This is a genomic window from Roseofilum capinflatum BLCC-M114, from assembly GCF_030068505.1.
GTDB classification, from domain to species: Bacteria; Cyanobacteriota; Cyanobacteriia; order Cyanobacteriales; family Desertifilaceae; genus Roseofilum; species Roseofilum capinflatum.
The window spans coordinates 96191-109938 of the sequence record NZ_JAQOSO010000096.1 but is presented as its reverse complement, the minus strand read 5'-3'; the positions used below and the strand labels follow the sequence as shown (position 1 = coordinate 109938).

General features: G+C 48.6%; 8 protein-coding genes. 7 read left to right on the top strand and 1 reads right to left on the bottom strand.

The features are described from left to right. Nucleotides 1-16: 16 nt before the first annotated feature. A complete protein-coding gene (locus PMG25_RS18655; RefSeq protein ID WP_283768402.1) occupies nt 17-2245 on the bottom strand; it encodes a WD40 repeat domain-containing protein in 2229 nt (742 codons plus the stop codon). Between the two features lie 195 nt (nt 2246-2440). Here PMG25_RS18655 and hemC point away from each other — a divergent pair, with 195 nt between their 5' ends. From hemC to PMG25_RS18620, 7 genes are all read left to right on the top strand, one after another. Then, complete coding sequence (hemC, locus tag PMG25_RS18650) at nt 2441-3406, top strand: hydroxymethylbilane synthase (protein WP_283768401.1); 966 nt, start codon at nt 2441-2443, stop codon at nt 3404-3406. A gap of 84 nt (nt 3407-3490) precedes the next feature. Next, a complete protein-coding gene (locus tag PMG25_RS18645) occupies nt 3491-4072 on the top strand; it encodes a thioredoxin family protein (protein ID WP_283768400.1) in 582 nt (193 codons plus the stop codon). Between the two features lie 76 nt (nt 4073-4148). Next, nucleotides 4149-7256 (top strand): cyclic nucleotide-binding domain-containing protein, encoded by a 3108-nt coding sequence (locus tag PMG25_RS18640; RefSeq protein WP_283768399.1) that lies wholly within the window; start codon nt 4149-4151, stop codon nt 7254-7256. Nucleotides 7257-7502: 246 nt separating this feature from the next. Continuing rightward, nucleotides 7503-9299 carry an ArnT family glycosyltransferase gene (locus PMG25_RS18635; RefSeq protein WP_283768398.1) on the top strand — a complete coding sequence of 599 codons (1797 nt, stop codon included), beginning with the start codon at nt 7503-7505 and terminating at the stop codon, nt 9297-9299. A gap of 195 nt (nt 9300-9494) precedes the next feature. Next, nucleotides 9495-11525 carry an NAD(P)H-quinone oxidoreductase subunit 5 gene (locus PMG25_RS18630; RefSeq protein WP_283768397.1) on the top strand — a complete coding sequence of 677 codons (2031 nt, stop codon included), beginning with the start codon at nt 9495-9497 and terminating at the stop codon, nt 11523-11525. A gap of 170 nt (nt 11526-11695) precedes the next feature. Then, nucleotides 11696-13282 carry an NAD(P)H-quinone oxidoreductase subunit 4 gene (locus PMG25_RS18625; protein WP_283768396.1) on the top strand — a complete coding sequence of 529 codons (1587 nt, stop codon included), beginning with the start codon at nt 11696-11698 and terminating at the stop codon, nt 13280-13282. 225 nt (nt 13283-13507) lie between these two features. Then, complete coding sequence (locus PMG25_RS18620; RefSeq protein ID WP_283768395.1) at nt 13508-13747, top strand: hypothetical protein; 240 nt, start codon at nt 13508-13510, stop codon at nt 13745-13747. Nucleotide 13748 lies beyond the last annotated feature (1 nt).

Here is a 13748-nt window from a genome sequence, read left to right as displayed (position 1 = left end):
TTGGTTATTTATTCTCTCAATCCCGAATGGACTGCACCTGGTAGAGTCTAACTTTGCCATCATCGCCTCCGGTGACGATTTGCAGTTGGGAACCACTTCTATTTCTGCGAGAGGGGATTAGGGATAAGTCTACGGTATTGAGGGATTGGGAATGGTTGGATATAACCTTTCCTTTAAGATATTTACTTAAGCGCTCTCCAGTGTCTCTGAGGGGCCAGAGGATGAGTCTACCATCATCGCCGACACTGGCAAGGTATGCACCATCGGCACTGAAGGCGATAGAGCGCACGGCTTCACCTTCATGACTATTGTCCCAGCGATCGAGCAGTTCACAAGGGGGATTGGCTCCTGCTCCTAAACCGGGTTCTAGACAAGGGCGTAAATTCCAAATACTGATACTGCCTTGATTATCGGCAACGGCGAGGAGAAAGGGACGTTTTTCAGCAGTGGCTAAACTGGTAATGTAGTTGTCTTGGCCGGTGGCGGTATCGGGATCGGAAATATCAACGGTTTGGGTTGAATTGTCTGCGGTATTCCAGAGGATGAGTTGATTAAATCGACCGGCAATGGCTAAGGTTTCTGCACCTTGACCGACAAAGGCGAGATCGGAAATGGCGAATTCAAAGGTTTGGGTTAATTCGGGTTCGTTAACGTTTTGGATTTGCTCAAAGTCTTGGCCGATATACCATTTGGCCAGAAGTCCGCTCCCATGACCACTGTATAAATAGCGGGAGTCGGGGGTAAATTCGAGATCCATTACCCGGTCGTCTTTTTGATAAACGAGCGATCGCACCGGCATTTCTTCATAGGATAATAAATCCCACAGTTGAATCTCTCCATTTTCTAAGCCCATGGCCATTTGATTGTTATCGACGGGGCGATATTTGACGGTACGAACGGCTTTATCGGCCAGGGCGCGAATGTCGATAAATTCGAGTTTTTTCCCTTCTATAATCCAGTCTCTGACCTGTTGATCGATACCGCCACTGAGAACGCGATCGCCTAAGCCATTCAGTTGTACCGTCATGACAGGCCCTTTGTGATGAATATAATAATATTGTCCGTAAATAAACCACCAGAAGACCCAAGCCAAGCCTAAAATCAACAGTCCCTGTAACCATCGGGGCACGATAGGAAAGACTCTTAACATTAGGGTTTGTTGGCGATCGATGATGGGAACAGATGCCGTTGTCGGGGCGGGTTTCAAAACCGCTCCTATGCCGATAGATGAAGCAGCCCCCACAGGCAAAACGTTGGCTTCAATGGGAATCAAACGCTCCCGCACCCATCCTAACCAGGGCCGTTGGGTTTCTACCCTCAGATCAAAGGTTTGGGTTTCGGTGGGGTTGAGGGTATGTTCTGGGGGTGACAGTTCCAGTTGCAGTGGGTTTCGGTTGTCCTTCTCCTCTAGGGGTAAATCGATGGTCGTTTGACACCGTTGATTACTCTGATTATCCAGTTCTAAGGGATACATCACTGGGGTGGATTTCCAGGAAGGGAGCCAACGGCGTTTTTGAGGGAGGGTTTGCTCTGGCTGGGGAATTTCAAAGCGAATTTCACCTTGGGGAAGAATTTCAATGGCGGCTTGTAGTTGGGTCGGGGGGCCATCGGGGTGTGTAATTTTGATGTCGGCTAAGTAGGAGATGCTGGCGATCGCCTCTTCAAAATCTGGTACATAGCAAACTAAGCTGTAATCCATCCATTGTCCCGGAGGCAAGCTCAGGGGGACAGGAGAGCGGTTTAACCAAGAATAGGAGCTAGAGAGAGCGATCAGGGCTGTAATCTCTTTCTGACCCGGATTCAGGAGCCTTATGGGAAGCTCTAGATCGCTATTGGGATACCCTTTGAGCTTAGAGTTGGGGAGTTCAGCCTGGATCAGCAGTTCACCGATCCCTTTTTGCACCCGCAAGCGCAGGATATGCCGTTCTTCCGTTCCCAATTCCAGGGAAAAAATACGGATGGTGAGATTAACCAGACCGACAAACCCTAAAATTGGGGTGCGGTGAATTTCCACAATAAACCGGGTCAAATCTCCGGGAGGCTTCTTGGTGCTGACTTCTGGAGAGAGACTGTACCAAGTGCGCTCATCCTGGGGAGGAACCCCCGCAGCGATAATCTCTAGCTGAAAACTGGCGAAGCGATCGCCCTGGTTGAGTACCTTCACCTCAAACTGAGCCACCCCATAACCCGGTTGAAACGTGAGTTCTTTAGTGGATAGCTCCGTACTCATCAGTTTTTCAACCATAGCTCCTACCCTTACCCTCTGGCCTCAACTGGAGCCATCATATCAATAGAGGGCTGTGTGCTGTTAATGGGAAATGCTAACGAGTTCATGCGATTCTTGCAACGGGTAGAACCATATAACCTGACTTCTCCTATTGCCTTCCCATTCCTGGTACTCTAGATCAAGTCAGTCTATGTGCAATAAGAATTATCATTAATGACCTCCTCTGCTACCGCTACCCGAACTGTACGCCTGGGTTCCCGTAAAAGCCAACTCGCTCTGGTTCAAAGCGAATGGGTAAAAGCTCAACTCCAGGCCCATCATCCCCATACCCAATTTGAAATTGAAACCATGAGTACTCAAGGGGATAAAATCCTGGATGTACCCCTGGCGAAAATTGGCGATAAGGGGTTGTTTACAAAGGAACTGGAAGTGGGGATGCTGGCTAAACAAACAGATTTGGCTGTGCATTCGCTGAAAGATTTACCCACGAATTTACCGGAAGGTTTGGTTCTCGGTTGTGTGACAGAACGGGAAAACCCAGCCGATGCACTGGTGGTAAATGGGAAGTATGGGGATAAGAAATTGGAAACCCTCCCCGATGGTGCGGTGGTGGGTACGTCTTCCCTGCGACGTTTAGCCCAACTGCGCCATCATTTCCCGAAACTGACGTTTAAGGATGTGCGGGGAAATTTGAATACTCGTCTGAAAAAGTTGGATGATGGGGAATATGATGCTCTCATTCTAGCGGCAGCCGGTTTAAAGCGCTTGGAAATGGGCGATCGCATTCAACAAGAGATTCCCTCTGATATTTCTCTCCATGCAGTCGGACAAGGTGCATTGGGTATCGAGTGCCGGGAGGGAGATACGGAAATCTTGGACATTATTCAGGCGATCCAACATGAAGCCACACTCTATCGCTGTTTGGCAGAACGGGCGTTTCTGCGGAGTTTGGAAGGAGGATGTCAGGTTCCCATTGGCGTGAATACCTCCATTGAGGGCGATCGCCTCACCTTAGTCGGTATGGTCGCCAGTTTAGACGGTCAACAGCTCATCCGCGACCAAATTACTGGTAGTTGCCAAGAGGCGGAACAACTCGGTACGAGTTTGGCTGAAGAACTGCGGGGACGTGGTGCAGGAGAAATCCTAGCAGAAATTCTGGCCCAAGTTGACCGAAGTTAAAACCTGACATGCCCTCTGTGGGGGAATGGGGGATTGACTTGTACAATGAACGTCAGTTCAACCGACTTTGTGCATTGAATCCCTATGGCTAGAACCGAATCAACCATGTTGGCGTTAGGCACTCTAGCGCCCAACTTTCAACTCCCAGATGTGGTTTCTGGAGAAATTATTTCTTTAGAGAGTTTTGCCCAGAACAAAGCCCTGTTGGTGATGTTTATTTGTAAACATTGCCCGTTTGTCAAACATATTCAGAGCCAATTATCAAGCTTAGGGAAAGATTATCAGGAGACGGACTTGGGAATCGTGGCGATTAGCGCCAATGATGCGGTGAAATATCCCGATGATGCTCCGGAACAACTCAAACAGATGGCTGTAGAATTAGGCTTTACCTTTCCCCTTTGCTATGACGAAACCCAAGAAGTGGCGAAAACCTATACGGCTGCTTGCACGCCCGATTTTTTCCTCTTTGATAGCGATCGCCGTCTCGTGTACCGAGGTCAACTCGATGACTCTCGCCCCAGCACCGAGATTCCCGTAACTGGTACAGACCTGCGCCAGGCGATCGAAACCACCTTAGCCGGACAACCCGTCAACCCAGAGCAAAAGCCAAGTCTTGGTTGTAACATCAAGTGGAAGCCAGGGAATGAACCCTCCTATTATGGCTAGGCAGAGGGAGGGATAGGGAGATGGGGGAACATGGAGATAGAAGAACACCCAGACACCCAAACATGGAGATAGGGAAATGAGTAGACCTGAAGGCAACCTATTACCTATTCCCCATGACCTATTGCCCATTAACCGTTTAACACAACTGTTCCTCCTGGCCATCTCCATGATGAACTTTAGTGTCATTGGGTTAACCCTAGGAAGTGCCCTCTTTTTACAACATGCCGGCCCATCCTCTCTGCCCCTGTCCTATATGATCATGGGAGGGGTTTCTATCCCGGTATATCTGGGATTATCGCAAATCGTCGATCGCACCCATCGCCCCCGACTCTTACAATATTTTCTCATCCTTGCCCTCGGACTGGCGATCGCCTTACGTCTATTGATTCTGTTCGATCGCCCCTGGGTTTACTTCATCCTTTACATCAGCTTCTATATTCAATGGACTTTAGTCACCGAAGTCCTCTTTCCCAGCTTAGTCACCGATTACTTTACCACCCTAGACTGGAAGCGATACGCCCCCTCCCTGAGAATGGCAACCGCTTTAGGGGGGTTATTAGGTGGAGGGTTAATCAGTATCCTCTCGCAAAGAATTACACCCGAAAATCTGATCTTAATTCTGCCCTTTTTTTATGCGATCGTTTTTATTCAACTGCTCTATCTCGACCATACCCAAAACCCCATAGAACCCTCAACTTCCCCAGATTCCGTCAACCCTCCCACTACCAGTTCCCGCTTAGGAACCCTGAAAGACTATCCAATCATTGGCTTCTTAGCCACCAGCACCTTTTTAACTATTCTCCTGTATACCATTGGCGAGTTTCTTTACTTTAGTATCTATACCCAAACCTTTCAGGGCGATCGCCAACTGACCCATTTTTTAGGCATCATGCGAATGATCAACAGCATCATTCCCTTTGTCATTCTCTACACCTGTACCCAACCCCTGCTCAATCGGATTGGGGTCATGGGAATGAACTTAGTTTATCCCATGACCACCTTTCTCAGCTTTCTCGGATTAGGAACTCAAGGCAACTTAATCGCTGCCATAATTTGCAATTGTAATACCAATGGCATTGAAGATAGCATTAATCAACCCATTCAAAGCCTCAACTATAACGCCGTTCCCTATCCTTTAGTCGGCCGGATTCGCACCATCAGCAACGGCTTATTCTACTCTCTCGGTCTAGCCACCGCCGGCCTTTTGCTCTGGGGATTAGAGCGATTCAGTCTATCCCAAATTGCTCAATTGGGTATGGGCTTTAGCTTACTCTTTTTGATCGTCCGCTATGGTATGGGTAAAAGTTATCTACAATCCCTGCTGAGTTTATTGCGATCGGGTTCCACTCACTTTGATGATGTAAGAGGAGGATTAACCCAATTACCCAAACGCTGCGAAACTGAAGTGATCGAGATGCTCATCAGTGGCGATCTTCAAAACATTATTCTCGCCCTTTCTCTTGCCTCTCGCCTGAAAAAACCTGAACAATTTTTAATCTACATTCAACCCCTATTCATCAATCCCCACCCAGAGATTCATCGCCATCTGGTTCAATTTTTCCAAAGTTGTCCCAGTCCCCAGATGCTCGATTTTTTAGAGCCTTTTCTCAAAAGTGAGGATCAAACCCTACGCCTGTTAGCCCTAGAAGCAATTATTGCCAGTAAATATAAACTCACCAATGAACAGTTAGAAAGCCTCGGTCAAAACCCCAATCTTCAACAACAAGCTCTTCTGTGTGTAGCTTCTATTGAAGCGCAAAGTCAACATCCTCAAATTTACCAGGCCTGCCAAATCTTTTGGAATACTCCCCTCGATGAAACCACCAAACTTACCTTAATTCGAGCCATTCGTAGTACCAAAAATCGCCAATTTATTCCCTATCTGCAAATGCTCTTAAAGGGGGCTTCCCTACAGGTGACTCGTCAAGGATTAGATGTGTTAGCCCTACTTGCTCGCCCTGGAGAAAGAGATTTAGGAGAGTTAGCCGCGACCCAACTCGCCAATATCGATCCGTTATCTAGGGCAGTAGCTTTTAAGGTCATGGGCGTTGTCCAAAATCCCAATTTACTGCTGGATGTGGCCATGGGACTGCAACATTCAAGTTTAGCAGTCCGGTTATGGGCAGCCACAGCCTTAGCCAATTATGGGGAAGCCAGCTTAAAAGTAGCTCGTATCTATCTCTATTCCCCTCGCTATGAGGTCGTGGAAATGGCGATCGCCACCCTAGCTAAAGTAGGAAGTCGCCGCGCCCTCAATATGCTCTATGACTTCCTCAAACCTGATTATAAAGCAGTTGCCAAAACCCCCTCCTGGATTCAAAGTATTGACTCCCATGCCCCCTATGCCAAGTTTTTAAAGGTTATTCTGGATGACTATCAACAACGAGTCCTTCGGCGTGTCTTTTATGTTTTATCCGTACTGGATGACCAAAAAACTATTCAACAGATTCAACCTTTACTGACGACAACCGATGCTCGTCTGCGAGCCAATGCCCTAGAAACCTTGATGTCCCTGAAACATCAACGATTTATCCGTCCCATTCTTCCCCTATTGGATAATGCTCCAACATCTGTCTCTCATGCTGTTTTATCCGAATCGGAATTAATCAACCAACTTAGTCAACAGAACGATCGCTGGTTACGCCTTGGTGCATTATTCATCCTCTCGCCTACCCCCCATCTCATCCCTCCTCACTTAGAAGAAGACTCTAGCCCCCTCGTTCGCAGGATTGCCCAATCCCTAGCAACGGGTCAACAAGAAGAAATCCCCCAACAAGACTGGTTTTTAAGCCAACTCTTTTTCCTGAAACAAACCCACCTATTGAACATCCTATCCCTTGATGAATTAGAAGAACTCAACTCCCTTTTTTATCCAGAAGATCGCCCTGCAAACTCCACCCTTTACGTCTGCGACCCCCACCAAGCTAAACTCTATCTGATCGCCGAGGGTCAAGTAACTTTATATAACCATCCCGACACAGTAGAAGCCCAGACCCTAACGCTTAACCCTGGAGAATATTTTGGTGAAATTGCTGCTCTCGAAAAGCCTTGGTACAAAGTGGTTACTCAAACCGATTGTTCTTTTTTAACTCTATCGAGTAAACAATTTGATTATCTGATCGATCGCTGTCCTCGCCTTCTCTGGTGTCTGTCTCAACCGCAGAAATATAGCGCTTCGCGCTAGGGAATAGGGAATAGGGAATAGGGAATAGGGAATAGGGAATAGGTTTGTGGTACATGGCTTTGAGCCTTTAAGACTGTACACCATAACAGCGCCAAGCGCTGTATGCTTGATCTCAAGTTTGGGTGATCGATCAAGATATAGCAGTAAAGTGAGCAGAATCGGTTGGTCTAATATCAAATCCCAAAAATAACGCCCAGATTTGGTAAATTGAGAATCGCATAACCTACGGACTTGGGAGCAGCCGTTATGGGGGAGTCGTTACCCACCAAGAGACCAAAACCCTTCAAACCGGCGATCGCCTCAACGATCTGCCTGGTTTGGCTGATCAGCATCGGTATTATCGCCTTTATCTGGGACTTAGGCGGTATGGGTTTGGTCGATGAAACTGAACCCCTGTTTGCCGAAGCAGCGCGGCAAATGACAGTTACGGGAGATTGGATCACACCCTATTTTAATGGCGAAACCCGATTTGATAAGCCGCCCCTGATCTATTGGGCCATGGCTCTGTGTTATCAGGCGATGGGAGTCAACCCTTGGGCGGTGCGTCTGCCTTCAGCTCTGGCGGCGATCGCCTTGGGCTTGTTTGGATTTTACACCCTACGCCGCTTCGGCCGCTCCCCAGGAGCCACCCCACCCTTTGCGATCGCCGGTTGCATTGGCGCAACCGCGATCATGCTCAATGTGCAAACCATTGCCTGGGCGCGGATGGGAGTCTCGGACATGCTCCTGAGTGCCTGCATGGGGGCTGCCCTATTTTCCTTCTTCTTTGCCTACGCCACCCCCAAGCGGCACGGCAAACAATTGTGGTATCAAGCCTTTTATATCTTCTGCACTCTGGCTGTCCTCACCAAAGGCCCCGTGGGTATCGTTTTGCCTGGTCTAATCATTGTCTGCTTTTTAACCTACATGGGCAACCTGAAACTGGTCTTAGGAGAAATGAACCTGAAGGCGGGTTTACTGCTGTTTTTCTCCCTAACTCTCCCTTGGTATATCCTGGTCACTTTGGCCAATGGTTGGGACTATATGAATTCGTTCTTTGGCTATCACAACATCGAGCGCTTTACCCGCGTCGTCAATAACCACTCTGCACCTTGGTATTTTTACATTCCCACCCTGTTCGTCGGCTTTTTTCCCTGGTCGGTGTATCTTCCTGTAGCTCTGTTCAAAACCCGATTTTGGCAGCGTCGCGCCTGGTTACGGCAACCCCGCAGGCAGCATCTACGGATGTTTGCATTCTTCTGGTTGATCTGCATTTTGGTCTTTTTTACCATTGCTGTGACCAAACTGCCTAGCTACATCCTCCCCGTAATGCCAGCTTGCGGCATTCTAGTCGCCTTCATGTGGAGCGAACCGGAAGCGGCTCACTCCAAACGCCCCAACCCTGGACTATTCTGGAGCGGTGTGGCCAATATCATTATCTGTTTAGCCCTAGCGACTCTTGCACCCTTGGCTGCTCCCTTCCTGAGTAACGATCCCTCCATGCCCAACTTAGGCATCACCTTACAAGAATCGGGTTTTCTCTTGCAATTGGCATGGCATTATACAATTCTGGCGATCGCCCTCTTCATCACCCTCCTGGGAAAATGGTGGCGCGGGTTATGGACTGTGAATGCGATCGCCTTTGCCGCCTTTATGATCCTTCTGGTTACCCCCATCACTGCGATCGTGGATCAACAGCGACAACTCCCCCTACGGGAACTCGCCCAAACCGTCACCCAAACCCGACAACCGAGCGAACCTCTGGTGATGGTCGGCTTCTGGAAACCCAGCCTCACCTTTTATACTCAAAGTACCGTCATTTATGCCGATCATTCTCAAAAAGCCCTCGTTACCCTCGGTAACCTGATCCAAAACCCGGAAACGCCTAACACAATCCTGATTTTAGGAGAACCACAAACCTTCACCAACATGGGATTTGAACCCCAACAGTACCAACGTTTGGATCAACAAGGCGTATATCAACTGGTGCGAATTAGCAAAGCAGAAGTGATTCATACCCTCAATCAGAACAGGGAACAAGCCCGTGTTTTCATTGATAATTGAGGTAAATTGGAATGGCTTCCCAGCAGATCTTAAAATAATCTTTAGTTCCAACCCGGCAAGGGGTATGCCACAATATTGAGTCAGAAGCGAATTCTCACTTGTAATGAGTGAGATCTGCTGACAGACTCACGGTTGGACAAAATGTAGTTGAACTTTCAACCAGAAATAGGACATTTTCAGATAGGCTGATTTTCAATGGAATACCTCTATGAATATGCCTGGTTAATCCCCGTACTGCCCTTATTGGGCGCGATGCTGGTTGGCCTGGGTTTAATATCTTTCAACAAAGCAACGAATAACTTACGACAAATCAATGCTGTGGTGATTGTATCCCTGTTAGGGGCTGCCATGGTGTTGTCCTTTGCCCTCTTGTGGAGCCAAATTCAAGGCCATGAAGTCTATACCTACACCTTAGACTGGGCATCGGCTGGCGATTTTCACCTCACCATGGGTTATGTGATCGATCCGCTCACGTCGGTGATGTTGGCGATCGTGACCACTGTGGCGTTCTTGGTGATGATCTACACCGATGGCTACATGAGCCACGATTCTGGCTATGTGCGCTTCTATTCTTATTTGAGCCTGTTTAGCTCATCGATGTTGGGGTTAGTCGTGAGTCCCAACCTGCTGCAAGTGTATGTATTTTGGGAATTGGTGGGCATGTGTTCCTACCTGCTGATCGGATTTTGGTACGATCGCCCCGCCGCCGCCGAAGCCTGTCAAAAAGCCTTTGTCGTCAACCGCGTCGGTGACTTTGGCCTCCTCCTCGGTATCCTCGGCCTCTATTGGGCGACCGGTAGCTTCGAGTTTGAAGCCATGGGTGAGAACCTAGCCGATTTAGTCTCAGACGGCGTGATATCGAGCGCTCTAGCCGGTCTATTCGCCATTTTGGTCTTTTTAGGCCCCGTCGCCAAATCAGCCCAGTTTCCGCTCCATGTGTGGCTTCCTGACGCGATGGAAGGCCCCACCCCCATTTCCGCCCTCATCCATGCTGCCACCATGGTCGCGGCTGGCGTGTTCTTAGTCGCTCGCATGTATCCCGTCTTCGAGCATACCCCCGTGGCCATGGATGTGATTGCCTGGACAGGAGCCTTTACCGCCTTCTTAGGGGCCACCATCGCCATCACCCAAAACGATATTAAGAAAGGATTAGCCTATTCCACAGTGTCCCAACTGGGCTACATGATTATGGCCATGGGCATCGGAGCCTACAGCGCTGGTTTATTCCACCTGATGACCCATGCTTACTTTAAGGCCATGCTCTTCCTCTGCTCCGGTTCCGTCATTCATGGCATGGAAGGAGTCGTTGGCCATGACCCCGTTTTAGCCCAAGATATGCGCTTAATGGGGGGCTTGCGGAAATATATGCCCATTACCTCCACCACCTTTTTAATCGGAACTCTGGCCATTTGTGGAATTCCTCCCTTTGCTGGATTCTGGTCAAAAGATGAAATTCTTGGCAATGCCTTTGCTGCCAATCCCCTACTGTGGGCCATTGGTTGGGGAACGGCTGGAATTACCGCCTTCTATATGTTCCGCATGTATTTCTCCACGTTTGAAGGAGAATTTAGGGGTAATGATGAAGCCATTCGCGAACTCGTCCGCGAGTCTGCGGGTGTTTCCGGTTCTGCGGGCCATGACGATCATCATGATGACCATGGCCATGATCATGCCCATAGTCCCCATGAATCTCCCCTCTCCATGACCTTTGCCCTGATGACGCTGGCGGTTCCTAGCGTGTTAGTGGGTTGGGTGGGCACACCCTTTGCTAACTATTTTGAAGCCTTTATCCATGCTCCCGGTGAAGCCTTCGATATGGCCGAAGCCGCAGCCGAGTTTGAATGGTCAGAATTTTTGCCCATGGCAGGCAGCTCGGTTGGTGTAGGGTTAATTGGCATTACCCTGGCCTCACTGATGTATCTGAGCCGTCAAATCGATCCAGGGGCGATCGCCAAATCCATTCAACCCCTGTATCAATTATCTCTCAACAAATGGTATTTTGACGAGATTTACGATTCCGTCTTTGTCATGGGAATGCGCCGGGTTGCTAGGCAAGTGATGGAAGTCGATTTCCGAGTCGTCGATGGTGCGGTAAACTTAACCGGGTTTGTTACCCTAATCACGGGTGAAGGTCTCAAATATTTTGAAAATGGTCGCGCCCAATTCTATGCTCTGATTGTCTTTGGCGCAGTTTTGGGATTAGTGATCTTCTCTGGAATTGGGTAATTGGGGAATAGGGAATGGGGAATAGGTAATGGGGAATAGGTAATGGGGAATAGGGAATAGGCCATCCCCCCATCTCCCCATCTCCCCATCCCATCCCCCCAATCTCCCCATTCCCCAATCCTCCCCATCCCATCTCCTCACCTCCCGACACCTCTACCTACTAAGCACTTATGACTGATTTACCTTGGTTAACGATCATTATTTTGTTTCCCATCGCGGCTTCTCTGCTGTTGCCGATTATTCCAGATGAGGACGGGAAAACAGTACGTTGGTACTCTCTGATTGTCGGACTGATTGACTTTGCCTTTATTGTCTATGCCTTCTGCACCGGCTATGACTTAAGTAACCCGGATTTGCAATTAGTCGAGAAATATGCTTGGGTTCCCCAAATTGACCTGAATTGGTCGGTGGGTGCAGATGGCTTATCCATGCCTCTGATTATTCTCACCGGCTTTATTACCACCTTGGCTATGTTAGCGGCTTGGCCAGTGACCATGAAGCCCAAGCTCTTCTACTTCCTGATGTTGGCCATGTATGGCGGACAAATTGCCGTTTTTGCAGTTCAGGATATGTTGCTCTTTTTCCTGGTTTGGGAATTGGAGTTAATTCCGGTTTATTTGCTGCTCTCGATTTGGGGCGGTAAAAAACGGCTGTATGCAGCGACTAAGTTTATCCTGTATACGGCTGGGGGTTCCCTGTTTATCCTGCTGGTGGCCTTGGCGATGGCGTTTTATGGGGATACCGTTACGTTTGATATGCAGGCGATCGCCGCTAAGGACTATAACCTAAACTTGGAACTATTCCTCTATGCTGGCCTCTTCATCGCCTACGCCGTCAAACTTCCCGTTTTCCCCCTCCATACCTGGCTACCAGATGCTCACGGTGAAGCCACCGCTCCCGTACACATGCTACTTGCCGGTATCCTCTTAAAAATGGGAGGCTATGCCCTCATCCGCATGAATGCTGGCATGTTACCCGATGCTCACGCTGTCTTTGCCCCCATTTTGGTCATCCTCGGCGTAGTTAACATCGTCTATGCAGCTCTCACGTCCTTTGCTCAACGGAACCTGAAGCGCAAAATCGCCTACTCTTCCATTTCCCACATGGGATTTGTTCTCATTGGCTTAGGCTCCTTCACCAACTTGGGACTCAGTGGCGCAATGCTACAAATGATTTCCCACGGCTTAATCGGAGCCAGTTTATTCTTCCTCGTTGGTGCAACCTATGACCGCACCCATACCCTAATGTTGGATGAAATGGGCGGAGTCGGTCAAAAGATGCGGAAGATGTTCGCCATGTGGACAGCTTGCTCCATGGCTTCCTTGGCACTGCCCGGTATGAGTGGTTTTGTGGCTGAGTTAACCGTATTTATCGGCTTTACCACCAGTGATGCCTACAGTTCCACCTTTAAGGTTCTGGTAGTCTTCCTGGCTGCTGTGGGTGTAATTTTAACCCCGATTTATCTGTTGTCCATGTTGCGAGAAATATGCTATGGCCCAGAAAACAAGGAGTTAGTCGAACATGAGGTGTTAGTAGACTCGGAACCCCGCGAGGTCTTTATCATTGCCTGCTTGTTGGTTCCCATTATCGGTATCGGACTCTATCCGAAAATTGTCACCCAAATTTACGATCCGACTACGGTGGAGTATACAGCTAGGTTACGCAATGCTGTCCCCACCTTGGTTGAATCTTCATCGGTGGCACTCGAAGAGGTTCCCGCTCACCTAGCTCAAGGGATGACGGCTCCTCAGATTTAAAAATTGAATTGTCCAAAAAATTCCCTGTAGGGGCGTTTCGTGTGAAACGCCCCTACAGAGATCTGTAGCGTAAACAAATAGATTTGATATAATATCAAGTCCGGCTAAACAGTTGTCATGGCGATCGCAGGGAAGCGATCGCCGAGTCTACCGGGATAGGCGAGATTGCTTCATTCCACTGCATTCCATTCGCAATGACATACTGTTGAGTGTTCAGATGGATGAATGGGGACGCATTCAAGTGCCCCAAGCCGTACAGGAAAAACTCGGTTTAACTATTGCACCTCTCTGCATTTAGAAGTGCAAGATGGAAAGATTATCTTAACCCCAATTAACGAAGAAGCAAACCTTTCCTATGAAGGGAGCGTGCTAGTCGTGAACTCAGAAAAAACGGATAACCTTGATATTATCCATGCTTTGCGAGAGGAACGAATTCAGGAGCAAATGAATTGGAGAGTTTTTTGAT